The 26,543-nt window shown below is 71.3% G+C and carries 29 protein-coding genes; 16 read left to right on the top strand and 13 right to left on the bottom strand.

Features of this window, described 5'->3' with window-relative positions:
- Positions 1–9: 9 nt before the first annotated feature.
- Complete coding sequence (locus tag OG538_RS12165; protein WP_406092902.1) at positions 10–849, bottom strand: transglutaminase-like domain-containing protein; 840 nt, start codon at positions 847–849, stop codon at positions 10–12.
- 4 nt (positions 850–853) lie between these two features.
- Complete coding sequence (locus tag OG538_RS12160) at positions 854–1,855, bottom strand: GNAT family N-acetyltransferase (RefSeq protein WP_406092900.1); 1,002 nt, start codon at positions 1,853–1,855, stop codon at positions 854–856.
- A gap of 117 nt (positions 1,856–1,972) precedes the next feature.
- Between OG538_RS12160 and fdxA the strand changes: the two genes are divergently transcribed.
- Together fdxA and dapC are read left to right on the top strand one after the other, a co-directional pair.
- Positions 1,973–2,293 (top strand): ferredoxin, encoded by a 321-nt coding sequence (gene fdxA, locus OG538_RS12155; protein ID WP_018956287.1) that lies wholly within the window; start codon positions 1,973–1,975, stop codon positions 2,291–2,293.
- A gap of 120 nt (positions 2,294–2,413) precedes the next feature.
- On the top strand, positions 2,414–3,508 hold the full coding sequence (gene dapC / locus OG538_RS12150; RefSeq protein ID WP_406092897.1) for a succinyldiaminopimelate transaminase: 1,095 nt from the start codon (positions 2,414–2,416) through the stop codon (positions 3,506–3,508).
- Between the two features lie 82 nt (positions 3,509–3,590).
- On the opposite strand, the gene OG538_RS12145 is transcribed toward dapC, so the two are convergent.
- Together OG538_RS12145 and OG538_RS12140 are read right to left on the bottom strand one after the other, a co-directional pair.
- On the bottom strand, positions 3,591–4,010 hold the full coding sequence (locus OG538_RS12145; RefSeq protein WP_406092895.1) for an ATP-binding protein: 420 nt from the start codon (positions 4,008–4,010) through the stop codon (positions 3,591–3,593).
- A 286-nt stretch (positions 4,011–4,296) separates the two neighbouring features.
- Positions 4,297–5,241 carry a hypothetical protein gene (locus tag OG538_RS12140; RefSeq protein WP_406092893.1) on the bottom strand — a complete coding sequence of 315 codons (945 nt, stop codon included), beginning with the start codon at positions 5,239–5,241 and terminating at the stop codon, positions 4,297–4,299.
- A gap of 35 nt (positions 5,242–5,276) precedes the next feature.
- Between OG538_RS12140 and dapE the strand changes: the two genes are divergently transcribed.
- Both dapE and OG538_RS12130 read left to right on the top strand, forming a co-directional pair.
- The gene (gene dapE, locus OG538_RS12135; RefSeq protein ID WP_406092891.1) at positions 5,277–6,356 is read left to right on the top strand and encodes a succinyl-diaminopimelate desuccinylase; all 1,080 of its coding nucleotides are present in this window, start codon (positions 5,277–5,279) and stop codon (positions 6,354–6,356) included.
- A 96-nt stretch (positions 6,357–6,452) separates the two neighbouring features.
- Positions 6,453–7,238, top strand: a complete 786-nt coding sequence (locus OG538_RS12130; RefSeq protein ID WP_406092889.1) for a TIGR00730 family Rossman fold protein — start codon at positions 6,453–6,455, stop codon at positions 7,236–7,238.
- 158 nt (positions 7,239–7,396) lie between these two features.
- Here the strand turns inward: OG538_RS12130 and folP are convergent, their stop codons facing one another.
- Positions 7,397–8,269, bottom strand: coding sequence for a dihydropteroate synthase (gene folP, locus OG538_RS12125; protein ID WP_406092887.1), 873 nt, complete (start codon positions 8,267–8,269; stop codon positions 7,397–7,399).
- Between the two features lie 120 nt (positions 8,270–8,389).
- On the opposite strand from folP, the gene OG538_RS12120 reads away from it, so the two are divergent.
- Complete coding sequence (locus OG538_RS12120; protein ID WP_406092885.1) at positions 8,390–8,803, top strand: DivIVA domain-containing protein; 414 nt, start codon at positions 8,390–8,392, stop codon at positions 8,801–8,803.
- Complete coding sequence (locus tag OG538_RS12115; RefSeq protein ID WP_406092883.1) at positions 8,800–9,393, top strand: DNA-3-methyladenine glycosylase I; 594 nt, start codon at positions 8,800–8,802, stop codon at positions 9,391–9,393. Before OG538_RS12120 ends, OG538_RS12115 begins: the two co-directional genes overlap by 4 nt.
- Before the next feature lie 12 nt (positions 9,394–9,405).
- Here OG538_RS12115 and OG538_RS12110 read toward each other — a convergent pair whose 3' ends face one another.
- Positions 9,406–10,218 carry an enoyl-CoA hydratase/isomerase family protein gene (locus OG538_RS12110; protein WP_406092881.1) on the bottom strand — a complete coding sequence of 271 codons (813 nt, stop codon included), beginning with the start codon at positions 10,216–10,218 and terminating at the stop codon, positions 9,406–9,408.
- 314 nt (positions 10,219–10,532) lie between these two features.
- On the opposite strand from OG538_RS12110, the gene OG538_RS12105 reads away from it, so the two are divergent.
- Entirely contained in the window at positions 10,533–10,700 is a 168-nt protein-coding gene (locus tag OG538_RS12105; RefSeq protein ID WP_003966491.1) for a DUF3117 domain-containing protein, read from the top strand.
- 132 nt (positions 10,701–10,832) lie between these two features.
- Here OG538_RS12105 and OG538_RS12100 read toward each other — a convergent pair whose 3' ends face one another.
- A complete protein-coding gene (locus tag OG538_RS12100) occupies positions 10,833–11,498 on the bottom strand; it encodes an O-methyltransferase (RefSeq protein WP_406092879.1) in 666 nt (221 codons plus the stop codon).
- A gap of 183 nt (positions 11,499–11,681) precedes the next feature.
- Between OG538_RS12100 and sigE the strand changes: the two genes are divergently transcribed.
- The 5 genes from sigE (at position 11,682) to OG538_RS12075 (ending at position 16,648) form a co-directional block, all read left to right on the top strand.
- On the top strand, positions 11,682–12,443 hold the full coding sequence (gene sigE / locus OG538_RS12095) for an RNA polymerase sigma factor SigE (RefSeq protein WP_236064539.1): 762 nt from the start codon (positions 11,682–11,684) through the stop codon (positions 12,441–12,443).
- Positions 12,440–13,438 (top strand): zf-HC2 domain-containing protein, encoded by a 999-nt coding sequence (locus tag OG538_RS12090; protein WP_406092877.1) that lies wholly within the window; start codon positions 12,440–12,442, stop codon positions 13,436–13,438. The genes sigE and OG538_RS12090 overlap by 4 nt, the downstream gene beginning before the upstream one ends.
- 122 nt (positions 13,439–13,560) lie before the next feature.
- Complete coding sequence (locus OG538_RS12085) at positions 13,561–15,297, top strand: S1C family serine protease (RefSeq protein ID WP_406092875.1); 1,737 nt, start codon at positions 13,561–13,563, stop codon at positions 15,295–15,297.
- 99 nt (positions 15,298–15,396) lie between these two features.
- Complete coding sequence (locus tag OG538_RS12080; protein WP_406092873.1) at positions 15,397–15,873, top strand: sec-independent translocase; 477 nt, start codon at positions 15,397–15,399, stop codon at positions 15,871–15,873.
- 118 nt (positions 15,874–15,991) lie between these two features.
- Positions 15,992–16,648 carry a hypothetical protein gene (locus OG538_RS12075; RefSeq protein WP_406092871.1) on the top strand — a complete coding sequence of 219 codons (657 nt, stop codon included), beginning with the start codon at positions 15,992–15,994 and terminating at the stop codon, positions 16,646–16,648.
- A gap of 76 nt (positions 16,649–16,724) precedes the next feature.
- On the opposite strand, the gene OG538_RS12070 is transcribed toward OG538_RS12075, so the two are convergent.
- From OG538_RS12070 to OG538_RS12060, 3 genes are read right to left on the bottom strand one after another with little or no spacing between them, the layout of a single operon-like run.
- Positions 16,725–17,858: an Mrp/NBP35 family ATP-binding protein gene (locus OG538_RS12070; protein ID WP_406092870.1), complete on the bottom strand. Its 1,134-nt coding sequence runs from the start codon at positions 17,856–17,858 to the stop codon at positions 16,725–16,727.
- A 44-nt stretch (positions 17,859–17,902) separates the two neighbouring features.
- Positions 17,903–18,457: a DUF1003 domain-containing protein gene (locus OG538_RS12065; protein ID WP_406092868.1), complete on the bottom strand. Its 555-nt coding sequence runs from the start codon at positions 18,455–18,457 to the stop codon at positions 17,903–17,905.
- On the bottom strand, positions 18,447–19,721 hold the full coding sequence (locus OG538_RS12060) for a magnesium transporter MgtE N-terminal domain-containing protein (protein WP_406092866.1): 1,275 nt from the start codon (positions 19,719–19,721) through the stop codon (positions 18,447–18,449). The genes OG538_RS12065 and OG538_RS12060 overlap by 11 nt, the downstream gene beginning before the upstream one ends.
- A gap of 194 nt (positions 19,722–19,915) precedes the next feature.
- Here OG538_RS12060 and OG538_RS12055 point away from each other — a divergent pair, with 194 nt between their 5' ends.
- On the top strand, positions 19,916–20,695 hold the full coding sequence (locus OG538_RS12055) for a hypothetical protein (RefSeq protein WP_406092863.1): 780 nt from the start codon (positions 19,916–19,918) through the stop codon (positions 20,693–20,695).
- On the opposite strand, the gene OG538_RS12050 is transcribed toward OG538_RS12055, so the two are convergent.
- The gene (locus tag OG538_RS12050) at positions 20,696–21,214 is read right to left on the bottom strand and encodes a hypothetical protein (RefSeq protein ID WP_406092861.1); all 519 of its coding nucleotides are present in this window, start codon (positions 21,212–21,214) and stop codon (positions 20,696–20,698) included.
- 35 nt (positions 21,215–21,249) lie between these two features.
- On the bottom strand, positions 21,250–22,371 hold the full coding sequence (locus tag OG538_RS12045) for a magnesium and cobalt transport protein CorA (RefSeq protein ID WP_406092860.1): 1,122 nt from the start codon (positions 22,369–22,371) through the stop codon (positions 21,250–21,252).
- A 410-nt stretch (positions 22,372–22,781) separates the two neighbouring features.
- On the opposite strand from OG538_RS12045, the gene OG538_RS12040 reads away from it, so the two are divergent.
- On the top strand, positions 22,782–23,366 hold the full coding sequence (locus OG538_RS12040) for a suppressor of fused domain protein (RefSeq protein WP_406092858.1): 585 nt from the start codon (positions 22,782–22,784) through the stop codon (positions 23,364–23,366).
- Between the two features lie 71 nt (positions 23,367–23,437).
- On the opposite strand, the gene OG538_RS12035 is transcribed toward OG538_RS12040, so the two are convergent.
- Positions 23,438–24,670, bottom strand: coding sequence for an MFS transporter (locus OG538_RS12035; RefSeq protein WP_406092856.1), 1,233 nt, complete (start codon positions 24,668–24,670; stop codon positions 23,438–23,440).
- 157 nt (positions 24,671–24,827) lie between these two features.
- On the opposite strand from OG538_RS12035, the gene OG538_RS12030 reads away from it, so the two are divergent.
- Together OG538_RS12030 and OG538_RS12025 are read left to right on the top strand one after the other, a co-directional pair.
- Entirely contained in the window at positions 24,828–25,472 is a 645-nt protein-coding gene (locus tag OG538_RS12030; RefSeq protein ID WP_406092854.1) for a DUF6758 family protein, read from the top strand.
- 75 nt (positions 25,473–25,547) lie between these two features.
- Entirely contained in the window at positions 25,548–26,414 is an 867-nt protein-coding gene (locus tag OG538_RS12025) for a PHP domain-containing protein (protein WP_406092852.1), read from the top strand.
- Positions 26,415–26,543 lie beyond the last annotated feature (129 nt).

The following is a 26,543-nucleotide window of genomic DNA, read 5'->3' as shown; positions in this document are numbered from 1 at the left end:
GCGAGGCCGTCAGTTCAGCATCGCCCGGGCCGCCCGCGCACTCCCGCGCACCGCCTCCGCCGCAGCAGGATCCACCTCCTCGACCACCTGCGCGTACTCCTCCATCTCCGCCGCCCCGCGCAGGAACTCCCCGCTCCGGACCAGCAGCTGGGCATGCTCGTAGCGCAGCCGGGCCGGGTGCGACGGCAGGAGCAGGGACAGCTCCACCGCCCACAGCGCCACATCCGTGCGCTCCGGGCGGGCCGCCGCCCATGCCCGGATGTTGTTCAGGATCCGCAGCACGATCTCCAGTGGCTGCGCCGGCATCAGCATCGACGCCTCCAACGGCGCCCCGGTCGCACCCGCCACGAGCAGCTCGGCGTCCTCGTCCGTCAACGGCCGTCCACCGGCGAACGGATCGGCCAGCACGTGCTCCGCCGGATCCCCGAAACCGACCACGAAGTGGCCCGGCAGCGCCACCCCGTACACCGGAGCGCCCGCACGCCGCGCCACCTCGATCCAGACCACCGACAGCAGGATCGGCAGTCCGCGCCGCCGCCGCAGCACCTCGTGCAGCAGGGACGACTCCAGCCGCTGGTAGTCCGCCGAAGAGCCCTCGAATCCGCACCGCTCACCGAGCAGTTCGGCCAGCGCCGACGCCCAGGCACGGCCGCCGCGCAGCCCGTACGGCAGCAGGCCCGCCAGCCGGTCCAGCTCGATCTGGGCGGCGTCCACGCCGTCTCCGGACAGCGCGGGGTCGGCCTCCGCGGCCAGCAGCAGGCAGAGCAGTGCCAGGTCCGGCCGTTCCGAACGCGTCTCCTCGGCGAACCGGCGGCGCAGCTCGTCCCTGTCGCTCCTCTCGGGGGTCATCGCGCTACGCAGCCCGGAAGTGGTGGTAGAGGTGGTGCGTCGCGAAGCCCATCCCGTCGTACAGCGCACGGGCGCCGTCGTTGTCCGCCTCCACCTGGAGCCAGGCGGCCGACGCGCCCTCGTCCATCGCCTGCCGGGCCAGCGCGGTCATCACCGTGGTGGCGAGCCCCTGCCTCCGGTGCTCCGGTGCCACCTCGACGGCCATGAAGCCGGCCCAGCGACCGTCCACGACACACCGCCCGATCGCGGCGGGCGCCCCGTCCCCCGCCGTGCCCGGCACGGTCGCGAACCACACCGAGGGGCCGCTGTTCAGCACGGACGTCACGTGCGGGCCCGGTGCCTCGAAGCGCTGGTAGCGGGCGAGCCACGCGTCGTCCACCCTGCGGCTCAGCCGCACCCGCGACACCTCCGCCGCCAGATCACCGATGGGGGCCAACGCGGCGGTCCGCACCTCGGCGGTCACCTCCCGCCGCCACCCCTGCCCCTCCAGCGCCGCGCACAGTTCCTCCTGGGCGCCCTCGGCGCCGGTCGCGGTCTGGATGTACGCGGGGAGACCGCGCTCGGCGTACCACTGGCTGACCCGTCCGAGCGCCGCGTCGAGCGGCACGCCCGGATCACCGAGCGGAAGCACGGAGTTGGCCCGCCGGGTGAAACCGCCGGAGGCGCGCAGCAGCCAGTCGCCCAGCGGTTCGCTCTCCACGGGCTGCCAGGCGCGCGCGCAGACCGGGGCGAGTTCCGCGAGGGAGGCCGCGGGGCCGCGCCGACGGGCCGGCGCGGGCGGCACGACCTTGCCCGCCACCAGGGCCGATTCGGTGATCCGGACGGACTCGCCGCTCTTGGGTGTGACCGACAGCACACCCTCGTTCCAGGATGTGAGAACTCCGACCGTGTCGGTGAATTTCGGACCGTGGGGGCCGTCCTCGGTCAGCCGCCGGACTGATACCCGTTTGCCCACGTCAGCCGGTGCAATTCGGACCTCCAGCCGTCCGCCCATGGTGAATTCCACAGCTCTGTCCGCCCCTCCTGTTCGGATCGTGCCCAGGAACGGAGATACTAGGGGCGGGCATCGACGACGCCGCGCTCCCGCGCGAGAGCCAACGCCCTACCGAGGAGGAACGACAGCGTGACCTACGTCATCGCGCAGCCTTGTGTCGACGTAAAGGACAAGGCCTGCATCGAAGAGTGCCCCGTCGACTGTATCTATGAGGGCCAGCGGTCCTTGTACATCCACCCGGACGAGTGCGTCGACTGTGGAGCCTGCGAGCCGGTCTGTCCGGTCGAGGCGATCTTCTACGAGGACGACACCCCGGAGGAGTGGAAGGACTACTACAAGGCGAACGTCGAGTTCTTCGACGACCTCGGGTCGCCGGGTGGTGCCTCCAAGCTGGGTCTGATCGAGCGCGACCACGCGTTCATCGCCGCGCTGCCGCCGCAGAACCAGTAGCAGCGCCCCGGCACGTGCGTCGCCCCGGTCCCGTACGGCTCGTCACCGTGCGGGACCGAGGTGTTTCCCGCAGCCACTCCGGGCCGCCCGCGTGAACCCCGTACGAGAAAGCAGAGATCCGTGTCCGCAGTCTCCTCCCGCCTCCCGGTCTTTCCCTGGGACAGGCTCGCGCCCTACAAGTCGACGGCCGAGAGCCACCCGGACGGCATCGTGGACCTGTCCGTCGGCACGCCCGTCGACCCGGTGCCCGAGCTGATCCAGCAGGCGCTCGTCGCCGCGGCGGACAGCCCCGGCTATCCGACGGTGTGGGGGACGGCCGCACTGCGGGACGCCCTCACCGGCTGGGTGGAGCGCCGCCTGGGCGCGGTCTCGGTGACGCACGAGAACGTCCTGCCCGTGGTCGGCTCCAAGGAACTGGTGGCCTGGCTGCCGACCCAGCTCGGCCTCGGCGCCGGCGACAGGGTCGCCTATCCGCGGCTCGCCTACCCGACGTACGAGGTCGGCGCCCGGCTCTGCGGCGCCGAACCCGTCGCGTACGACGACCCGACCGACCTCGACCCGGCCGGGCTGAAGCTGCTCTGGCTCAACTCGCCGTCCAACCCGACCGGCCGGGTCCTGGCCAAGGACGAGCTGACCCGGACCGTCGCCTGGGCGCGCGAGCACGACGTGCTGGTCTTCAGCGACGAGTGCTACCTGGAGCTGGGCTGGGAGGCCGAACCGGTCTCCGTGCTCCACCCGGACGTCTGCGGCGGTACGTACGAGGGAATCGTCGCCGTCCACTCGCTCTCCAAGCGCTCCAACCTCGCCGGCTACCGCGCGGCCTTCATCGCGGGCGACGCGGCCGTGCTGAGCGAGCTGCTGCTGATCCGCAAGCACGGCGGGATGATGACGCCCGCCCCCGTCCAGGCGGCGACCGTCGCGGCACTCGGCGACGACCACCACGTGGCGGAGCAGCGCACCCGGTACGCGGACAGGCGCGCGGCCCTGCGTACGGCCCTGGAGGCCCACGGCTTCCGGATCGAGCACAGCGAGGCGAGTCTCTACTTGTGGGCGACCCGCGACGAGCCCTGCTGGGACACGGTGGGGTACCTGGCGGAGCTGGGCATCCTGGTGGCGCCCGGGGACTTCTACGGGCCGGCGGGCGACCACTTCGTACGCGTCGCGTTCACGGCGACCGACGAACGCGTGGCGGCCGCCGTCAAGCGACTGGGCTGAGCTCGGAGCGGTACGGACGCGCGAGGGCCTCGGGAGTGCGCACTCCCGAGGCCCTCGCGCGTCCGCAGGGGTGTGGTGCGGATCAGCCGATCGGCAGGCCCTGGGTGGGCAGGCCACCGAGGCTGTCGGTGGGCAGACCGCCCTTGGTGACGGCACCGGTCGCGTCGCCGAGGGTGTCGCTCGCGCCGCCCTTGGCGGTCTTGCTGACGCCCTTCGCCGCGGGTGCCGCCTTGGCGCCCGTCTCACCGAGGGTCTTGGCCGCCACCGGCAGGGTGGTCCCGACGACCTTGCCGCCGGCCTTGCCTGCGGTGTCGGTGGCGGGCTGGGCCGCATCGACGGCCTGGCCGAGTCCGGCGCCCTCGACGGTGGTGAGGCCGCCGAGCTCCGGGGCCTGCGGGAGCTCCGCGGCACCTGCGGCACCGGCCGCACCGACCACGGGGGCCGCACCCGCCGCGATCAGCAGCGCGGTGCGGGCGATCCGACGGGTCAGGGGGAGGGACATGATGCTCCTTCGACGGGGGGAATTCCTGGTGTCCGTGGGTCGGACGCCATGACAACCGCCGTGGGGGAGGGAGAGGTTGCGGTGGAACGACGTAAAGATCGGGTAATGCGTCACATAATCCGCAACGGAGGAACCCGGGCAGGCACTGCATCGCGCGCCCCCCTGCTGAACCGTCACTTCCCTTTGACCGCAAGGGGATGGGCGGGTGTGGAGGAAGGCGTGGGGGAGCCCTCGCGGAGCCCGGACAGCTGAGGTGTGATCCCCCCTGGGCGGGTGATGATTCGCACTACTGCACGAGACGTAGGCGGACTGTGCCGGTGCCCGATTCCTTACGTTCCGTCCGCCAGCCCGACCCGGAGTCCCACTTCTTGCCGGCGTACGCGACCTCGTCGATGCCGAGCGCCTCGGACTGGGCGACCGCCCAGTGCGCGAGCTCCCATCCACGCCGCGGGGCGTCGCTCTTGTCGGCCCTGCCGGCCACGGGCACCGAGAGCGTTCCCGCGGCCGCACCGGCGGCCGGCGTCCCGGTTCCCGCCCCGTCCGCCGGCTTGCCGGACGGCAGTACGTCCTTGCCGAAGGAGCGCACCAGCGCGGCCCGGACCTCAGCCGCCCCACCCGTCCCGGCCGTGCTCCGCGGCGGCTCGCAGTTCAGCGCCGCCGGCGCCCGGCCGGTCAGCGCGGCGGCCAGCAGGGAGGCATCCGGCTCGTGCTTCGCGTACGCCTGCGGGAAGCCGCTGCGCTGGACCCGCTGCGCGGCCACGGTGAGCGGCAGCCGCGAGTAGCCGGGCACCTCGGCCAGGTGCTGGTAGAACTTCCCGGCCGAGTAGACCGGGTCCAGGATCTGCTTCTCGGTGCCCCAGCCCTGCGAGGGACGCTGCTGGAACAGGCCGAGCGAGTCCCGGTCACCGTGCTCGATGTTGCGCAGCCCGGACTCCTGCAGCGCCGTCGCCAGCGCGATCGTCACCGCGCGCTCCGGCATGCCGCGCGTGGTGCCGACCGCGGAGATCGTCGCGGCGTTCGCCGCCTGCTCCGCGCTCAGCCGATAGGTGCGTCCCTCGCCCGCCGAACCGTCGGCCGACCGCACGGTGCACTGGTCGGAGCTCATGCCGCCCGTCACGTACTGCACGGTCAGGTACCCGGCCACCGCCACGAGCACGCCGAAGGCCGCCGTGATGCGCAGACGGCGGCTGCGGGCGGTGTGTCTGCGGGCAGGAGCAACGGTCCGGGGCACGGGGCCACCGTACGCGAGGCACTAGGGTCGTAGCCATGGCCGAAAGCACGCTTGACCTCACACTGGACGGACCAGCGCTCACCGCGTGGCTCGTCGACTTCCCCTCGGTCAGCGGGGAGGAGAAGGACCTTGCCGACGCCATCGAGTCGGCGCTGCGGACCCTTCCGCACCTGACCGTCGACCGGCACGGCAACAACGTCGTGGCCAGGACGAATCTGGGCCGCGGCGAGCGCGTCGTACTGGCCGGTCACATCGACACCGTGCCGGTCGCCGACAACGTGCCCTCCAGGCTCGACGCGGACGGCCTGCTGTGGGGCTGCGGGAGCTCCGACATGAAGTCCGGCGTCGCCGTGCAGCTGAGGATCGCCGCGACCGTGCCCGAACCCAACCGCGACCTCACCTTCGTCTTCTACGACAACGAAGAGGTCGCCGCCGACCTCAACGGCCTCGGACACATCGCCGCCGCCCATCCCGACTGGCTGACGGCCGACTTCGCCGTCCTCCTGGAGGGGTCCAACGGCGAGGTCGAGGGCGGCTGCCAGGGCACGCTGCGCGTCTTCCTCCGCATGGAGGGCGAGCGGGCGCACTCCGCCCGCAGCTGGATGGGCTCCAACGCCATCCACGCCGCCGCACCGGTCCTCGCAAGGCTCGCCGCCTACGAGCCGCGCAAGCCGGTGATCGACGGGCTGGAGTACCACGAGGGGCTCAACGCCGTACGGATCGAGGGCGGCGTCGCCAACAACGTCATCCCGGACGCGTGCACGGTCGTCGTCAACTACCGCTACGCCCCGGACCTCGGCCCCGACGAGGCCCTGGCCCACGTCCGCGAGGTCTTCGACGGCTGCGGCGTCGCCGAGTTCATCGTCGACGACCACTCCGGCGCGGCCATGCCCGGCCTCTCCCACCCGGCGGCCAAGGCGTTCATGGACGCAGTCGGAGGCACCGCACGGCCCAAGTTCGGCTGGACGGACGTGGCGCGCTTCGGCTCCCTCGGCGTTCCCGCGGTGAACTACGGCCCGGGCGACCCGATCCTCGCGCACAAGCGCAACGAGCACGTACGGACCGAGCTGATCACCCACTGCGAGGACCGGCTGCGCTCCTGGCTCACGACCTGACCTCAGCCGTTCCCCCGTCCGTAACCCGCGGGGATCTACGCTGGCCCGAGACGGAGCGCCGCAGGGCGGCTCCGACGTCGGCGTAGGGAGCAGGACATGGGCAACCCGGAGGACGCAAGGATCCCCGAGGGCGCGGAGATCCCCGAGGGAGCGGTCAAGCCCGAGGAACAGCGACTCGGCCCGGTGCTGCGCCGCAGGGACCAGGTGCAGCCCGGCACGACCGACCAGCGGTTGCTGGACTCCGAGGGCGACTCCGAGTGGGTGCACACCGATCCTTGGCGGGTCATGCGCATCCAGTCGGAGTTCGTCGAGGGTTTCGGCGCACTCGCCGAACTGCCGAGCGCCATCAGCGTCTTCGGGTCCGCCCGCACACCGGCCGGTACGCCGGAGTACGAAGCGGGTGTACGCATCGGCCGGGCGCTCGTCGAGGCGGGCTTCGCGGTGATCACCGGGGGCGGCCCCGGGGCGATGGAGGCGGCGAACAAGGGTGCCCGGGAGGCGAAGGGCGTCTCGGTCGGCCTCGGCATCGAGCTGCCCTTCGAGTCGGGCCTCAACCCGCACGTCGACATCGGCGTGAACTTCCGGTACTTCTTCGTCCGCAAGACCATGTTCGTGAAGTACGCCCAGGGGTTCGTCGTCCTGCCCGGCGGCCTCGGCACCCTGGACGAGCTCTTCGAGGCGCTGACCCTGGTCCAGACGGGCAAGGTCACCAGCTTCCCGATCGTGCTGTTCGGGACGGAGTACTGGGGCGGCCTGGTGGACTGGCTGCGCGACACGGTGGTGGCGCAGGGCAAGGCGTCGTCGAAGGACCTGCTGCTGTTCCACGTCACCGACGACGTGGACGAGGCGGTGGACCTGGTGACGAAGGAGGTCGGGCGGTAGATCAGCCCGGCCGGCCGGTCCGCCGGCCCTGCGGCCTCATTCAGCCCCGGCGTGCGAGGAGCGCGGGTCCGCGGGCGGAACCCCCGGCTCCGGGAGGTGGGGCAGCCCGTGGGCGACCGGTCCGCCGCGGTCGCCGCTCCACCTGCCCGCTCCAGCCCTCAGGCCAGACCTCGCCGGGCCACCGCGGGCGCCCGGTGCCCGGCGATGGACGCCACCATGTCAAGGACGTCCCGCGTCTCCGCCACCTCGTGGACCCGGTACACCCGCGCCCCCAGCCACGCGGACACCGCGGTCGTCGCCAGCGTGCCGAGCAGCCTCTCCTTCACGGGCCGGTCGAGTGTCTCGCCGACGAAGTCCTTGTTGGACAGCGAGACGAGGACCGGCCAGCCCGTCTCCGCCATCTCGCCGAGCCGGCGGGTGGCCTCCAGCGAGTGCCGGGTGTTCTTCCCGAAGTCGTGGCCGGGGTCGATCATGATCCCGTCCGGCCGGACCCCCAGTTCCACGGCCCGTTCGGCCAGGCCCACGGTCACTCGCAGGATGTCGGCCATCACGTCCTCGTACCCGGCCCGGTGCGGCCGGGTACGAGGCTCGGCGCCACCCGCGTGCGTGCAGACCAGCCCTGCCCCGTACCGGGCGGCGACCTCGGCCAGCTTGGGGTCGACGCCGCCCCACGCGTCGTTCAGCAGGTCGGCCCCGGCTTCGCACACGGCCTCCCCGACGTCGTGACGCCAGGTGTCCACGCTGATCACCACGTCCGGATGGCGGCGGCGCACCTCGGCGACGAACCCGACGGTGCGACGGGCCTCCTCCTCGGCGGTGACCTCCTCGCCCGGGCCCGCCTTCACTCCGCCGATGTCGATGATCGCGGCGCCGTCGGCCACCGCCTGCTCGACCCGGGAGAGGGCGGGCTCGTCCTGGAAGGTGGCGCCCTGGTCGTAGAAGGAGTCCGGGGTGCGGTTCACGATCGCCATGATCACCGGCTCGTGCGCTCCGAATTCGCGCCGCCCCAGCCTGAGCGCACCGCTTCGCATCCCGTGTCTCTCCCTGTGAATCCCCCGGCGGATCTCCCGCCAGGACCGACTGCGACCCTAACTGTCGGTCCCTCGTGGCACGATCGGACCCGGACGAATTCAGCTCCCGGGGAGATACGCGTGTTCTGGTTCTTGCTGCTCGCGATGGTGGTGGTGGTTGCCGCGGTCACCCTCGCGGTGGTCGGCGGAGGGAAGAGTGCCATCCTGCAGGACGTGGCGCCCGAGCAGCTGACGGATCCGCTGCCCGCGACGCGCCCGGTCGGCCGGGCGGACGTGGAGGCGCTCAGGCTGCCCGTCGCCGTGCGCGGCTACCGGATGGCCGATGTGGACGACGCGCTGGGCCGTCTCGGGGCCGAGCTCGCCGAGCGGGACGCCCGCATCGCGGAGCTGGAGTCGGCGCTCGCCGGTGCCCAGGCCACGAGAGCCGGTCGTCCGGATCTTCTGAAGCACCCCGAGGACCGTCCACAAGCGCCCTGGGAGGCGCCACGGCCGCCGGCTGAGGCTCCGCACCCCGACGAGGAGGCCGGGCGTTGAGCGGCGGCGCCGTGGCGGCGGCGGACGGCGGACTGCGTTGCCCGTGGGGCCTGTCCACCGAGGACTACCTCATCTACCACGACACCGAATGGGGCCGCCCGGTCCGCGGCGACGACGCCCTCTTCGAGCGGCTGTGCCTGGAGGCGTTCCAGTCCGGTCTGTCCTGGCTGACGATCCTGCGCCGCAGGGAGGGCTTCCGGAGCGCGTTCGCCGGGTTCAGCATCCCGGAGGTGGCGGCGTTCACCGACACGGACCGCGAGCGGCTCCTCGCCGACGCGGGCATCATCCGCAACCGCGCGAAGATCGACGCCACCCTCGCCAACGCCCGGGAGCTGGCCGGCTGGCAGGACGGCGAGCTGGACGAACTGATCTGGTCGTACGCCCCCGATCCGGCGAGCCGCCCCGCCCCGCGCATCCTCGGGGACGTGCCGGCCGTCACCGCGGAGTCGACGGCCCTGTCCAAGGATCTCAAGAAGCGCGGCCTGCGGTTCATCGGTCCGACCACGGCCTACGCCCTGATGCAGGCGTGCGGCCTGGTCGACGATCACCTCGCCGACTGCGTGGCCCGGGGCGGCGGCACCGCCGCGTAGCCGGGAGCCGAGCTACCGCCCGAGGTACTTCGGCTTCTCCTTGTCGAGGAACGCCTGCACCGCGATCCCGTGGTCCTGCGACGCGCCCGCCCTCGTCTGGAGTTCGTCCTCCTTCTCCAGGGCCTCGGCCAGGGTGTGACCGGCGCCGTAGGAGAGCGACTCCTTGAGCGCGGCGTACGCCACCGTCGGGCCGTCCGCCAGGGCGCGGGCCACCGCGGTGGCCTCGGCGACGAGATCGGCGGCGGGCACCAGCCTGTTCACGATGCCCAGGTCGTGGGCGTCCTTGGCGGAGAGGGAGCGCGGGAAGAGCAGCAGATCGGCGGCGCGGCTGTGGCCGATCAGCCGGGGCAGCGTCCAGGAGACGCCCGAGTCCGCCGTGAGAGCGACGCCGGCGAACGAGGTGTTGAACGAGGCGGTGTCGGCGGCGACCCGGTAGTCGCAGGCGAGGGCGAAGCCGAAGCCCGCACCGGCCGCGGCGCCGTTGACTCCGGCGACGACCGGCTTCGGCATCTGCGTGAGCGCCCGCACGATGGGGTTGTAGTGCTCCTGCACCGTGCTGAGCGCGTTACCGCCGCCCGACGCACGGACCTCGGACAGCTTGGAGAGGTGCTCCTTGAGATCCTGGCCGACGCAGAAGGCACGCCCGCCGGCCGCGGTGAGCAGAACCGCCCGCACGGCGGTGTCGGCGCCGGCCGACTGGAGGGCGTCACGCAGCGCCACCTTGGCCGCGGTGTTCATCGCGTTCATCGCGTCGGGGCGGTTGATCGTGATCGTCGCGAGCCCGTCGCTCACCTCGTAGAGCACGGTGTCGTCGTGATCGGCCATGTGCGGTCCCCTTTGCGCCTTGTTCACAATGCTTGTCCACGCAAGCATGGCGGACATCGGTGGGAGCGAACATGTGACCTGCGTCTAACAATTCCGCTCCGATGGGGGGCGGATGGGGACGGAGTATCGCAGTCGGATCGCCGAATTGGGTGGTTTTGAGCGAGCGCGTTGCGCAAGCGATGCAGAGCGATGTTGGTCATCGGGGTCTGTGATGCGGGATAATGGCCTGGAAGCAATGTGTTCGATGCCGGTGAGGCAGCGCCTGTCATGGGGCCGCCGGTTGCGATGAGCTGGTTTCAGGAAGGGGAACGAGCATGGCGGCCATGAAGCCGCGGACGGGCGACGGCCCGCTCGAGGTGACAAAGGAGGGGCGGGGCATCGTCATGCGCGTTCCGCTCGAAGGCGGCGGTCGGCTTGTCGTGGAGCTGACTCCGGACGAGGCCGATGCACTCGGCGATGCCCTCAAGAAGGTCGTCGGCTAGCAGAGGCGCCCATACTCCACCACTGCCCCGGCACGGTTCTCGTGCCGGGGCAGTGGTGTATGCGTGGAGGCGACCGCGTCGGGACGCGTCCCGTGCGAGGTGACGGGCCGTGAGCGCGCGGTTCCCGCCGGGTCAGCCCCGTCGTACGGCGCAGAGGAGGCCGTCGCCCACCGGCAGCAGAGTCGCCATCAGCTCCTGGCTCTCGCGGACGGCACGCAGCAGCTCGCGCAGGCGCAGCACCTCGGCGGGCTGGGCGGCCGAGTCGACCGTACGGCCGTCCGCGAAGACGCCCTCGAAGCAGACCAGGCCCCCGGGTCGCAGCAGGCGCAACGATTCAGCGAGACAGTCCAGGCTCTCCAGCCGGTCGCCGTCGCAGAACACGAGGTCGTATCCGCCGTCCGCCAGCCGGGGGAGTACGTCGAGGGCGCGGCCGGGGATGAAGCGGGCCCGATTGGCGGCGAAGCCCGCCGCGCGGAACGCCTCACGGGCGAACTGCTGGCGCTCGGGTTCCGGGTCGACCGTGGTCAGCACCCCGTCGGGCCGCATGCCCTGCAGCAGGTAGAGGCCGGACACGCCCGTCCCGGTGCCGATCTCGGCCACCGCCTTGGCGTCCGTCGTGGCAGCAAGCAGGCGCAGCGCGGAGCCGGTGCCTGGCGACACCGAGCGGAGCCCTGCGTCCCGTGCCCGGTCCCGGGCCCAGCGCATTGCTTCGTCCTCGGCGACAAAGGCGTCGGAGAACGCCCAGCTCGTCTGCCGGTTGGCGGTGATGACCCTCTCCTGTCCCCGTAGTTGGCGCAACGGTGACTGTATCCGCTGTGCTCGGGAACCCGCAGATGGGACCGGGCGTTAGGCAAGGACAGGGGAAAGCACGCGGATCGGGCCCACAGACCGGGCACCTGGCCGACGTGGCAGGCGGTTCCCGGGGAGACCCCCGGCCCCAGCAGGAAAAAGGCTTATCCGGAGCTAACGGGCGAGGTGGCTATGGTAGGGGCTCCACTGGACACCACCAGAGCCGACAGGGGAGGTGCGGCTGCGCCTGTGGATCGGGGAGGAGTGCTGTGGCGCTTTCTCAGGTCGGCGGGTGAGCCGAAATCCGTGACCAACATTGCTGACCGTTCTTCCAACGACTCCGCACCGACCGCGACCTTCGCCTCGGATGCGGACTCCCAGGCGTGGACGCCGCCCTCTTGGGAAGAGATCGTCAGCACGCACAGCGGTCGTGTCTACCGCCTTGCCTACCGACTGACGGGTAACCAGCACGACGCCGAGGACCTCACGCAAGAGGTCTTCGTCCGGGTGTTCCGTTCGCTTTCGACGTACACACCCGGCACCTTCGAGGGCTGGCTGCACCGCATCACGACCAATCTGTTCCTGGACATGGTCCGGCGCAAGCAGCGCATCCGCTTCGACTCCCTCGGGGACGACGCCGCCGAGCGGCTTCCGAGCCGTGAGCCGTCGCCGCAGCAGGTCTTCAACGACACCCACTTCGACGCGGACGTCCAGCAGGCGCTGGACACCCTCGCGCCCGAGTTCAGGGCCGCGGTCGTCCTGTGCGACATCGAGGGACTTTCGTACGAGGAGATCGCCGCGACACTCGGCGTGAAGCTCGGCACCGTGCGCAGCCGTATCCACCGCGGGCGCTCGCACCTGCGCAAGGCACTGCAGCACCGCTCGCCCGAAGCCCGGGCCGAGCAGCGCTCGCTCGCGGGAGCCCTCGTATCGGGGGAGGGCGGGACGGCGTGAGTGGCACGGGTCCGACCTCCGCGGAACAGCACCTGGGGGACCGCCTCGCCGCGCTTGTCGACGGCGAGCTGAAGCATGATGCCCGCGACCGGGTGCTCGCCCACCTCGCGACCTGCGCCAAGTGCAAGGCCGAGGCCGCCGCACAGCGGCGCCTGAAGAGTGTCTTCGCGCAGTCGGCCCCACCCTCGCCCTCCGAGGGGTTCCTTGCCCGGCTCCAGGGCCTACCCGGTGGACCCGGGGGTGACGACGACGGTCGGGGAAGACCCTGGGGTGACCCGGGCCGCTTTGCCGATGGTGTGCTTCCGGTGATGCGGCCCCCGGGCAGCCGCGCGGAATCACCGGCGGACGGATCGCCGCCGGCCTCCTTCGGCTACCTTCCGACCCTGCACGGTTCGACCGCGGTCCTGCCCGCCGGTCCGGCCGGTTCCGTCTTCCGGATCCACGAGGTCGGCCGTGAGGGCGACCGCTCGCCGTGGCGGGGGCGCCGGTTCGCCTTCGCCGCCGCCAGTGCCGTCTCGCTGGCCGCCATCGCGCTCGGCGGCGCCCTGCCGACGGACCCCGTCACCGAGACCGCCACGCGGGCCGAGGGGCCGGGCAACACCGTGGCCCCGCTCGACGCCGCCGCCCGCGCGGAGAGCGGCGCCGTCAGCCGCCGCGGAGGCGGTAACCACGGCACGCTCGCCGCGGCCGGCACCGACCGCCCGTTCTCACTCGTGGTGAACGCCGCACCGTTGGCGTTCCCCTCGACACCCCCTGTGCTCGGCACCGGGGGGCTCCACGGGAACCCGTTCGCCCTTCCCGTTCAGTCGACCGTGTCCGCGCCGTCGCTGATACGTCCCGACGCGAGCAACCCGCTCTTCGCCCGTGCCCTCGGCAGCGGACGCACCCCGGCCGAACCGGCCGCGCCCTCCGCCGAGCCGTCCTGGACCCCCACATCGGCCGCCGGGGCATCGGCCCCCGCCGATCACGGCCTGCCGCTCTCGCCCCGCCGCTGATGAAGGTCTGTGTACGGGGCTGCGCAGGGCATCCGTAAACCTGGTTGAATTCCGGCAGGATTTTCGGAGGGACGCCCCTGTCGGGGTGTGCAGAGGCCGGTTGCGGCAGTTGCGGGGAGAGCATGGACGACGGGAAGACCACCGAGCCGAAGGCGAAGTGGTGGAGCCGGCCCACGCCGGGACGCAGCACGCGCACAGCGCCTCAGGAGCCGTCACCCGTCGAGGACGCGATTCCCCCGGCCGAGGGGCCGGCCGCGAGCCGGACACCTCAGGACGCCCCGCACGAGGCTGCCCCACCCGAGTCCGCGTCAGCCGCGTACGTGCCACTGGAGGCCTCGGTACCCGAAACTCCGGCACCCGAGGCTGCCGCGCCGGCGCCGCAGGCCGCCAAGCCGCTGCATGAGCCCGACCAGTACAGCACCCCGCCCTACGGCGGTCCCGGCCCCTGGGCGCCCGCGCCGCCCGTGCAGCGCCCGACCCCGGCGCACGGCACCCCCGTCCCCCCGGCCTACGCGGGGACCAACGGCTCCGGCATGCCGTCCCCGGCCGCCCCCGCGCCCGCCTTCCACACCCCGCCCCCGATGCCGTCGCACCCGCAGCCCCAGGGACAGGGCCCGGCCGCCCCCCACCCTCAGGCCGTCCCGCCCCAGCCCCCGTCGCCGCAGTGGCTCCAGTACGACCCCTGGGGCGCGCCCCGGCAGCCGCTCATCACCCAGCCCGGCCCCCCGCTGGGCCCCGACGGCCGCCGGAAGAACGGGCGCGGCCCCGTGCTCATCGGCGCACTGCTCCTCGCCTTGGTGGCGGGCGGTATCGGTGGCGGCATCGGCGCCTACATAGAGCGCAACGGCGGCCTCACTTCGGTCGAACTGCCCCAGGACGAGAGGAACGGCGGCGGACGCGCTCCCGACAGCGTCGCGGGCATCGCGGCAAGCGCCCTGCCCAGCGTGGTCACCCTGCATGTCAGCGGCACCACCGAATCGGGCACCGGCACCGGCTTCGTCCTCGACGACCAGGGCCACATCCTGACCAACAACCACGTGGTCGCCCCGGCAGGCTCATCGGGCGAGATCACCGTGACGTTCAGCGGCGGCGAGACGGCGAGCGCCGAGATCATCGGCAAGGACAGCGGATACGACCTCGCCGTGGTCAAGGTGCGCGGCGTCTCGGGGCTGAAGCCCCTGCCCCTGGGCAACTCCGACAACGTTCAGGTCGGGGACCCGGTGGTGGCCATCGGCGCGCCCTTCGACCTGTCCAACACCGTCACCTCCGGCATCATCAGCGCCAAGGACCGGCCGATCACCGCGGGCGGTGAGAAGGGCGACGGCAGCGACATCAGTTACGTCGACGCTCTCCAGACGGACGCCCCGATCAACCCGGGCAACTCCGGCGGCCCGTTGGTGGACACCGACGCGCACGTGATCGGAATCAACAGCGCCATCCGCGCCGCGGACAGCGGTTCGACCACGGAAGGGGGCCAGGCCGGTTCCATCGGTCTCGGCTTCGCCATCCCGATCAACCAGGGCAAGCGCGTCGCCGAGGAACTCATCAACACCGGGAAGGCCACCCACCCGGTGATCGGTGTGAGTCTCGACATGAAGTACACGGGGGACGGCGCCAAGGTCGGGCCCAAGGGGGCCGACGGCAAGTCGTCCGTCACCGCGGGCGGTCCCGGGGCCCAGGCGGGCATCCGGCCCGGCGACGTCATCACCGAAGTGGACGGCAGGCGGGTGCACAGCGGCGAGGAGCTGATAGTGAAGATCCGCTCGCACCGGCCGGGCGACCGGTTGAAGCTCACTCTGACCCGCGGTGGTAAAGAGCTGTCCATGACTTTGACGCTCGGTTCGGCAACCGGCACGTGACAGCCATGAGGAGCTACCGCCCGGACAGTTCGGGCGGGTACCGTGGGCCGAGTCCGGACCTCATCCGACCTGGTCGCGGAGAACACGAGGAGCCGCAAGGTGTTCAATGACATAGGACCACTCGAGCTGGTGGCGCTCGCCATCATCGGCGTGCTCGTCTTCGGCCCGGACAAGCTTCCCAAGGTCATCCAGGACGCGTCGCGCTTCATCCGCAAGATCCGGGAGTTCTCGGAGAGCGCCAAGGAAGACATCCGTACAGAGCTCGGACCGGAGTTCAAGGACTTCGAGTTCGAGGACCTCAACCCCAAGACGTTCGTCCGTAAGCAGCTCATGGACGGCAACGACGACCTGGGGCTGAAGGAGATCCGCGAAAGCTTCGACCTGCGCAAGGAGGTCGCCGAGGTCACCGACGCGGTGAACGGGCGCGAGACCTCTGCCGTGGAGGCGAAGAGCGGCGTGTCGGGCGCTTCCGCGATCACCGCGGCGAACGGCTCGGCGGGCGCTCCGGACCTGCTCAAGAAGCGTGAGCAGCCCACGAAGACCGACCACCCGCCGTTCGACGCAGACGCCACCTGACACCCGTCAATCCCGACTCGTCCGGACGGTATGGCTATTCTCCATCTGTCCGGTTGTGAGTACGCCCGCGGGGGGCGGGCCGCTCCGGACCCTACGGATCGAGGAGGCGGCCGGTCAGATGACGACAACGAGTCGGCTGGGCGCGGACGGTGCGCCGGACACAGCCGCGGCAGAAGGGGTGCCGGCGGCCCGGCTCACGGTCGACGGCTATCTGCAGGCGTCGTTCCCCTGGTACGGACTGGACGAGGCCTTCACCGGGCCCCGCTGGCTGATGCAGGTGGGTACCGCGGCGGACGGCACGGTGCAGCACGGCTCCACCGGTCACGGTGACGAGCCTTCGGTACGGGGCGACGCCGGCGCGGACAAGCAGCGCTTCGCGGTCGTCGTGACCGTGGCCAGCAGTCCGGTGCGGCGCAGCGGGGACGGCACGGGGGTCCTGGAGGCGACGACGGTCTCCTCCGCGGCCTGGCTGGCGGGCTCCGGCCTGCTCGCCTACACCTGGCCCCCGCAGATGGACCACACCCTGCGCGACGACTGGCTGGACCAGCAGACGGAGACGGCGTTCGAGCTCGCCGACGACCTGGACGGCCCCGCCTGGTCGGCGCTGTCGCTGCCGGTCGACGGTGTGCCGGTGCCCTTCCACTACCGCGAGTCCGAATTCGGCTGGGTGCTGGCGGGGTCGGCGCAGGGCGTCCACATCGGGGCGTACGGGCGGGGGATGAGCGCGTACGGGCTGGGGTTCTCGGTCGTCGCGGACATCGCCTCGTACGCGTAGCCACCGACTGGCTCATGAGCGGCGCACCAGGTGCCGGGACCGAAGGGTCCCGGCACCTGGTGCGTCGTGACCGCGCTCAGAACTTGTTGCGCGGGGTGATGCCCAGGGACATGCCGGACAGGCCGCGCTGACGACCGCCGAGCTTGTCGGCGATGGAACGCAGGGCCTTGCCGGCCGGGGAGTCGGGGTCGGACAGGACGACGGGCTTGCCCTCGTCCCCGCCCTCGCGCAGCCGTACGTCGATCGGGATGGAGCCGAGCACCGGCACCTCGGCGCCGACCGTCTTCGTCAGGCCCTCGGCCACCCGCGCGCCGCCGCCCGAGCCGAACACGTCGACCATCTCGTCGCAGTGCGGGCACGGCATGCCCGACATGTTCTCGACGACGCCGACGATCTTCTGATGGGTCTGCACGGCGATCGAGCCGGCCCGCTCGGCCACCTCGGCCGCGGCCTGCTGAGGGGTCGTGACGACGAGGATCTCCGCGTTCGGCACCAACTGGGCCACGGAGATCGCGATGTCACCCGTGCCCGGCGGCAGGTCGAGCAGCAGGACGTCCAGGTCGCCCCAGTACACGTCGGCGAGGAACTGCTGGAGCGCGCGGTGCAGCATCGGGCCGCGCCACACGACCGGGGCGTTGCCCGGGGTGAACATGCCGATCGAGATGACCTTCACACCGTGCGAGGACGGCGGCATGATCATGTTCTCGACCTGGGTCGGCTTGCCGTCCGCACCGAGCATCCGGGGCACGCTGTGCCCGTAGATGTCAGCGTCCACCACACCGACCTTGAGCCCGTCGGCCGCCATGGCCGCCGCGAGGTTCACCGTCACCGAGGACTTGCCGACGCCGCCCTTGCCGGAGGCCACCGCGTAGACCCGGGTCAGCGAGCCGGGCTTGGCGAAGGGCACCTCGCGCTCCGCCGTGCCGCCGCGCAGCGAGGTCGCAAGCTCCTTGCGCTGCTCGTCGCTCATGACGTCGAGCGTGACCTCGACCCGGGACACACCCTCGACGCGGGCCACCGCGTCCGTCACGTTCTTGGTGATCGTCTCGCGCATCGGGCAGCCGGAGACGGTGAGGTACACCGTGACAGCGACCACACCATCAGGATCGATATCGACCGATTTCACCATGCCGAGCTCGGTGATCGGGCGGTGGATCTCCGGGTCGTTCACTGTCGCCAGTGCCTCAAGCACCGCGTCTTCCGTAGCCATACCGACGATGTTACGGCGCCCGTCGCTACGCGTGGGTAGCTCCGTCAGCGGTCTTCGTCACTCTCGGCGGACTGCAGTGCCCGCCGCTCGTCCAGGTCCTTCACCAGGTCCTCCAGTTCGGAGCGGATCCAGTCGCGTGTGGCGACCTCTCCGAGGCCCATCCGCAGCGCGGCGATCTCCCTGGTCAGGTACTCGGTGTCGGCGATGGAGCGCTCGTTCTGCTTGCGGTCCTGTTCGTGCGTGACCCGGTCACGGTCGTCCTGCCGGTTCTGTGCGAGCAGGATCAGCGGGGCCGCGTACGAGGCCTGGAGCGAGAGCATCAGGGTCAGGAAGATGAACGGGTACTCGTCGAACCGCAGCGGCTCGGGCGCGAAGATGTTCCACACCACCCACAGGATGATGATCAGCGTCATCCAGACGATGAACCGCCCGGTGCCCAGGAAGCGGGCGATCCGCTCCGAGAACCGGCCGAACGCCTCGGGGTCGTACTCCGGCAGCAGCCGCCGGCGCGGGGCCTTGGGCTGGTCGAGTCGGTACCTGGGGGTGCGGGTCAGCGCCGTGGAGCCGTTCGATGCCCTGGAGCGGTCCTCACCGGCCACGGAGCACCCCCTCGCGGCCGAGGAAGTCCGTCTCGCGCCAGTCGTCGGGCAGCAGGTGGTCCAGGACGTCATCGACCGTCACCGCGCCGAGCAGCGAGCCGAGCTCGTCCACCACGGGCACCGAGACCAGGTTGTACGCCGCCAGATAACTGGTCACCACCGACAGCGGGGTGTCCGGGGCCAGCGCCACCAGGTCGCTGTCGACGAGCGAGCTGACCAGGGTGAACGGCGGGTCCCGCAGCAGCCGTTGGAAGTGCACCGTGCCCAGGTACTTGCCCGTGGGCGTCTCGTCGGGCGACCGGCACACGTACACCTGTGCGGCGAGCGCCGGGGAGAGGTCCGACTGGCGTACCCGGGCGAGTGCGTCGGCCACCGTCGCGTCCGGGCGCAGGATGATCGGCTCGGTCGTCATCAGACCGCCCGCGGTCCGCTCCTCGTACGACATGAGGCGTCGCACATCGGCCGCGTCGTCGGGACGCATCAGCGTCAGCAGCCGTTCCTTGTCCTCCTCGGGCAGCTCGGAGAGCAGGTCGGCCGCGTCGTCGGGGTCCATGGCCTCCAGGACGTCCGCCGCACGCTCCTCCTGGAGCTTGCCGATGATCTCCACCTGATCGTCCTCGGGGAGCTCCTCCAGGACGTCGGCGAGCCGGTCGTCGTCCAGGGCGGCGGCGACCTCCGCCCGCCGCTTCGGGGACAGGTGGTGCAGGGCGTTGGCGACATCGGTGGGGCGCAGCTTCTCGAACGTGGCGACCAGCGACTCCGCGCCCTGCCCGTGCTCCTCCAGGGAGAAGCCGCTGACGGCCGACCACTCGACGGTCAGGGTCTCGCCCTTGCGGCGCAGCGCCCCGCCCCTGCCCTTGCGGACGAAGTACTTGTCGATCTCCCAGTCGCGGCGGGCCGGCAGCTGCTGGATGGCCACGTCCAGGATCGTGACCTCCTCGCCGGTCTCCACCAGACTCACCCGCCGGTCGAGGAACTCGCCGAGCACCAGACGTTCGGTGGGCCGCTGTTCGAAGCGCCGCATGTTGACCACGCCGGTGGTGATGACCTGCCCCGACTCGATGCCCGTCACCCGGGTCATCGGAAGGAAGATCCGGCGCCGGCTCACCACCTCGACGACGATGCCGAGCAGGCGGGGCGGCCGGCCGCCGACCCGGAGCATCGCGACGAGGTCGCGGACCCGCCCCACCTGGTCGCCGTTGGGATCGAAGACCGGTACGCCGGACAGGTGCGAGACGAAGACGCGGGGCGTGCCTGGGGCCATGCGTGCGCCTCCTCGTTCGCCGCCGAGCGGTCTGTTCCGACAGTTACTGCACGTTTATGACGTGATCAGGCTAGCCGGTACCGCTCCGTGGTGCCCCGGCGAACCGTCCGTACGGCTCTCTGCCGGAAGACGTAGGCCACACGGGTACGCTGCCGTCTGCCACCCCCGCCATGCAGATGAGAGGCAGTGCGCCTGTGACCTCTTTCGTCCCGTCCGTCCGGGCCCGCCGCCGGACCGCCACCCTCGCCGTCGTGCTCTGTGCCGGGCTGACCGCGGCCCTGACCGCGTGCGCGGGTGAGGATCCGGACAAGGGAACCAACGGCATCGGCAAGCTGACCGGGCCGGAGATCGAGAAGAAGGCCCAAGCGGCGGCGGACTCGGCCGACGCCGTCCGGCTGGCCGGCACGCTGGTGAGCAAGGGCGGCACGTACAAGATCGACATGAAGCTCAAGGACAAGGGCGGCGCGGGTTCCGTCACCTCGAAGAACAGCACCTTCGAGCTGCTGCGGATCGGCGACGAGCTCTACCTCAAGGCCGATGCCGGCTTCTGGAGCCACGACGACACGAAGACGAGCGCCGGGACGGCGAGCGACGCGGGTGGCGCCGCCGCCGACAAGCTGGACGACAAGTACGTGAAGGTCCCCGAGGACGACCCCACGTACAAGCAGCTGCGCGGCTTCACCGACAAGAAGCTGCTGCTCGACGGTCTGCTCACGCTGCACGGCGAGATCGGCACGGGGGAGCGCGGCAAGGTCGGCGATGTGCGCACCATCCGGATCCTGGGCGGCACGGGCGAGGGCGGCGCCCTGGACGTGTCCCTGGAGGGCACTCCGTACCCGCTGAGCTTCGCCCGTGGTGGTGGCGGCGGCGTCGTCAGGCTGGCCGACTGGGGCAGGGACTTCACGCTGGCGGCCCCGGCCGAGGACGAGACGGTCGACTACGGGCAGCAGCTGCCGAAGTCGTCCTCCTCGTAGCTACGACCTGCGCAGGGACCGCTTCAGCAGTCGCGGCAGCCCGGCCGGCACGGGCAGCCGGGTGGTCGCGGTGGTGGGCAGCGGAGCCGCCGCCCCCGAGGTGTCAGGCAGTTCCGTACGGGAGTCGAGCGGCGTCAGTGTGACGATCCGGCACTCGCGGGCCCACCGCTCGGGCATCTGCTCGGCGTCCGGTGCGTTGAGACGCTTGCCCTTCAGCTCGGCGACCGCGGCCTCCCACTCCTCGGAGTGCGGGGCGAGCTGCGCCACCGACGCCGACCAGGCGACGAGACGGCCGCCCTTGTCCTTGCTGCGGACGGTCACCTCCGCGGTGGCGCCGTCCGTGAGACCGGCCGGGAGCGGCTGCTCGCCGGGGCCGTCCCCGACGAGGTGCGCCGCCCCCTCGTGCCACACGTGCCACAGCGCCTGCGCGGGACCGGTGCCGCGCACCCAGATGAGGCCCGACTTCTTGGTGGCCTCCTCGACGAGGGCGGGTCCGAGCAGCGCGTCAGCAGCAGTCATGGAGGAGAGCTTAGACGGGCCCCGCTCCAGCGGTCTCAGAGCCAGCCGTTGCGCTTGAGCATGCGGTGGATGGAGAAACAGACCACGCCGATGAAGCCCAGCACCATCGGGTAGCCGTACGTCCACCGGAGCTCCGGCATGTGCTTGAAGTTCATGCCGTAGACGCCGCAGATCATCGTCGGTACGGCGATGATGGCCGCCCAGGACGTGATCTTGCGCATGTCCTCGTTCTGCGCGACGGTGGCCTGCGCCAGGTTGGCCTGGAGGATCGAGTTCAGCAGTTCGTCGAAGCCGATGACCTCCTCCTGCACCCGGACCAGGTGGTCGGCGACGTCCCGGAAGTACTTCTGGATGTCCGGGTCGATCAGCCGCATCGGCCGTTCGCTGAGCAGCTGCATCGGGCGCAGCAGAGGCGACACGGCCCGCTTGAACTCCAGTACTTCGCGCTTGAGCTGATAGATCCGGCCGGCGTCCGAACCGCGTGGGCTGCCCTTGTCCGGAGTGGAGAAGACCTCGATCTCCACCTCGTCGATGTCGTCCTGTACCGCTTCCGCCACCGCGATGTACCCGTCGACGACGTGGTCGGCGATGGAGTGCAGGACCGCGGACGGGCCCTTGGCCAGCAGCTCGGGGTCGTCCTGCAGCCGGTGGCGCAGCGCCCGCAGCGAGCCGTGGCCGCCGTGCCGCACGGTGATGACGAAGTCCCGGCCGGTGAAGCACATCACCTCGCCGGTCTCGACGACCTCGCTCGTCGCGGTCAGTTCGGCGTGCTCGACGTAGTGGATCGTCTTGAAGACGGTGAACAGCGTGTCGTCGTACCGCTCGAGCTTCGGCCGCTGGTGGGCGTGGACGGCGTCCTCCACCGCGAGCGGGTGCAGCCCGAACTCCCGGGCGATGCCGGCGAACTCCTCCTCGGTCGGCTCGTGGAGGCCGATCCAGGCGAAGCCGCCCTTCTCCCGTACGCGCAGCATCGCCTCGTGCGGTGTACGGCAGGTGCCCTCCACCTCGGCGATACGGCGGCCGTCGCGGTAGACCGCGCAGTCGACGACGGCGCTGGAGGCGGACGGGTCGCGCGTGGTGTCGTACCCGCTGTGCAGGGTGTTGGTCTTGCGCAGGGACGGGCGCACGACGGCGCGCAGGTCACGGATCATCGACATGGCTGGCTCCTTCACGGAGGGCCGCCGGTGCAGGCGTGGAACAGCCCGGAATGGGGACGTGGGCTCACGTCCGCAAAGCGGGCGGCACCGCGGAGGCACGACGACGGCGTTCGCTACAGACAGGCAAAAAAGGAGTGCTCTTCCGTCGTGCGAAATGCCATGCGCCTTGACCGAGAAGGCGTCAGATCACAGAAGAAAGGTGTCGAGCGGAAGAGCGGTTGGTACTGCACGGTCGACTTGGATCCACCGCAGCCCCACCTCCTCCGGTCGGTCCCCCGTGGGGGATGACGTTTCGTCGGGACTTGAGAGCGACGCTTCTGCGTGCTGTCCCGACCGGCACCCCAGGCTAGCAGCCGGTACAGGGCCAATCCCTTACTTTGCCCGTTCCATACGCGTCCTATGCTCGCGGCATGGCAGAAATTCTTGCTCTGGTCGAGGCACGTCTGCGGACGGCCCTGGGTGAACCGGACGCACGCGCAGCAGTGACGTTTCTCGGGACGGACCGGATCGAGGTGCTCCGGTTCATCGACGGCGACGTGGTGAGGTACGCCACCCTCGGCATGTCCGCCCAGCCGATGGCCGACCCGACGGCCACGCTCGCCGACCCGGTCAAGGGGCCGCGCGCCGAGCTGGTCCTCTCCGTACGGGTCGGTCTCGCCGAAACCGACCAGGTGCTGCGCAGGCTCGCCGTACTGGCGGCCTCGCCGCAGGTGGAGGGGGTGATCGTGGCGCCGGGTGCCTCCCTGGAGGTCGGTGAACCGCTGTGGCCCGGGGCGCCGTTCAGTTCCGTGCTGGTCGCCGAGCCCGGGGGGCTGGTCGAAGACCTGGAGCTGGAGGAGCCGATGGAGCCGGTGAGGTTCCTGCCGTTGCTGCCGATGACGCACAACGAGGCGGCCTGGAAACGGGTCAGAGGGGCGCAGGAACTCCAGGAACGGTGGCTCTCGCAGGGTACGGATCTGCGCGATCCGCTGCGGACCTCGGTCGCCCTGGACTGATGCCTCCGGGAGGCACGGACGCGAAAGCCCCGCCGCGCGGCCAGGAGCCGTGGGCGGGGTCGTACGGGCGGTCAGCCGGCGAAGACGGTGACCCCGTCCTCGGTGGCGTGCTTCGGCTCCAGCTCCTCGGCCTCGTGCGTCAGCGCCGAGCGCCGGACCCAGACGACGAGCGCACCCAGCACCGCGGCGACGGCGGCGACCACGAACGGGATGTGGATGTTGCTCCACTCCTCGATCTTCGGGGCCAGGTAGGGCGCGGCCGCGGCCGCGAACCAGCGGACGAAGTTGTAGCCCGCGCTGGCCACCGGGCGCGGCGCGTCCGAGACGCCGAGCGCCAGCTCGGTGTAGACGGTGTTGTTCATGCCGATGAAGGCGCCGGAGACGATGGTGCAGACGATCGCCGTCGTGTGGTTGCCGTACCCCAGGATCACCAGGTCCGCGGCGAGCAGCACCAGCGAGGCGCCGACCACCTTGAGCGAGCCGAAGCGCTTCTGCAGGCGCGGTGCGACGAGCACCGAGAAGACCGCCAGCAGCAGACCCCAGGCGAAGAAGACCGCGCCGGACTTGTACGGGGTCATGTTCAGCACGAACGGCGTGAACGCCAGGATCGTGAAGAACGCGTAGTTGTAGAAGAAGGCCGAGGTGGCGACGGAGGCGAGGCCGCGGTGGCCGAGCGCCTTGAGGGGGTCGAGCAGGGACGTCTTCCGGGCCGGCCCGGGCTGTTCCCTGAGGAAGGCGGTGATGCAGACGAAGCCGATCGCCATCAGTGCGGCCGTGCCGAAGAACGGGTAGCGCCAGCTGGCGTCACCGAGCAGCGCTCCGAGCAGGGGTCCGCAGGCCATTCCGAGGCCGAGCGCCGATTCGTACAGCAGGATCGCCGCCGAGCTGCCGCCTGCGGCGGCGCCCACGATCACGGCGAGTGCCGTCGAGACGAAGAGCGCGTTGCCCAGGCCCCAGCCCGCGCGGAAGCCGACGAGCTCCGCGACGGAGGACGAGGTGCCGGAGAGCGCGGCGAAGACCACCACGAGGGCGAGGCCGGCCAGCAGCGTCCTGCGGCCACCGATGCGGCTGGAGACGAAGCCGGTGACGAGCATCGCGACGGCCGTGATGAGGAAGTACGAGGTGAACAGCAGGGACACCTGGCTCGGAGTCGCCTCCAGCCCCTTCGCGATGGACGGGAGGATCGGGTCCACCAGCCCGATTCCCATGAACGCGACGACGGAAGCGCCCGCTGTGGCCCAGACGGCCTTCGGCTGGCGCAGGATGCTCGCCGTTCCCTGTTCGAACGGATCCTCTCCCTGCATGGGACTTCTCGCTCTCCACTAGATCGGTGTGTTGTACACAGAATAAGTTAGAGCGCCTAATGAATGCAAGCTACATCTAAATGTGCTGGTCGGAGGCGCGCTGCGGAAGGGTGATCGTCCTTGACGCGGCGACGACCGGGGAGGACCGTTGGTCGCTATGAGGGGCGAACCCAGTTGCCCGAAGTGCGGAGGCCGGGTCAAGGCGCCCGGTTTCTTCGACGACACCTGGCAGTGCGACATGCACGGCAGCGTGCACCCGATGCAGCCGGTCATCCCGCCCAGCGTCGAGGCGCTCGGAGTGGTGGTGCACCGCGCTCAGGTGCCCGTGTGGATGCCCTGGCCGCTGCCGGTCGGCTGGCTGTTCACCGGTGTCGCGGCCGCGGGGGACGACCGCAGCGGCGGCCGGGCCACCGCCGTCGCGTGTTCCGGACCGGGACCGCTGGGCGGGGTCGGCGAGCTGCTGCTCGTCGCCGAGGAACTGGGCGTCGGGCTCGGGGCGCGGTACGCCGGGATCGACGGACCGGACCCGGGCCCACTGCTGCGGGTCGACGGGCCGCCCGACGTCAAGGTGCTCGCCGCCGGCCGCCCGACCCCGCTCTGGCACGTGAGGGACGCCCCCGCCGACCGGGCCGTCTTCGCCGGAGAGGCGTGCGGGCTCTGGCTCTGGGCGATCGTCTGGCCCGAGCAGTCGGGCCTCCTGATGTACGACGAACTGGTGCTGACCGATCTGCGGGACGCCGGGGGAGAGGTCGACCTGGTGCCCTGCGGGGCCCTCACGCCCCGGCTGCTGACGGGACCCTGAGCGGGCCGGAGGGGGTCCGCCCGCCGGTTATCCTTGAGCGTCCCCCACCCGGCTGCGAGCACAGGAGTACGTGTCGTGCGCATCGACCTGCACACCCACTCCACCGCGTCGGACGGCACGGACACCCCCGCCGAGCTGGTGCGCAACGCGGCCGCCGCCGGACTCGACGTCGTCGCGCTCACCGACCACGACACCGTCCGCGGTCACGCCGCGGCGAAGGCCGCGCTTCCCGAGGGCCTCACCCTGGTCACCGGCGCCGAGCTCTCCTGCCGCATCGACGGCGTGGGCCTGCACATGCTGGCGTACCTCTTCGATCCCGACGAGCCCGAGCTGGCGCGCGAGCGCGAGCTGGTGCGCGACGACCGGGTGCCGCGCGCGCAGACCATGGTGCGCAAGCTCCAGGGACTGGGCGTCCCGGTCGAGTGGGAACAGGTCGCACGCATCGCCGGGGACGGTTCGGTCGGACGGCCGCACATCGCCACCGCCCTTGTCGAGCTCGGGGTCGTCGAGACCGTCTCCGACGCCTTCACGCCCCAGTGGCTCGCCGACGGCGGACGCGCGTACGCCGAGAAGCACGAGCTCGACCCCTTCGACGCGATCCGCCTGGTCAAGGCCGCCGGCGGCGTCACCGTCTTCGCCCACCCGGCCGCCGTCAAGCGCGGCGAGGTCGTCCCCGAGTCGTCGATCGCGAAGCTCGCAGCCGCGGGGCTCGACGGCATCGAGGTCGACCACATGGACCACGACGAGCCGACCCGGGCCCGGCTGCGCGGACTCGCCGCCGAGCTCGGCCTGCTCACGACCGGCTCCAGCGACTATCACGGCAGCCGCAAGACCGTGGCGCTCGGCGCCCACACCACCGACCCGGAGATCTACGGCGAGATCACCCGGCGCGCCACGGGAGCCTTCCCGGTGCCGGGGGCCGGCGGACCCGCCGCTCCGTAACGGACCACACGTCACCCCTCACGCTCCTGCCGCCTCCGCGCGCCCGCGTGACTCCGCTCGTCCCCACCTCGCGCACCGGTCCGCCGGCGCTGCTGCCGCCCCGTGCGACGGCCGCCCGTCCGGCGGGAC

The sequence above is a fragment of the Streptomyces sp. NBC_01013 genome, assembly GCF_045162765.1.
Taxonomy (GTDB): domain Bacteria; phylum Actinomycetota; class Actinomycetes; order Streptomycetales; family Streptomycetaceae; genus Streptomyces.
Note: the sequence above shows the minus strand (reverse complement) of the source record. Positions and strands in the feature narration are given on the sequence as shown.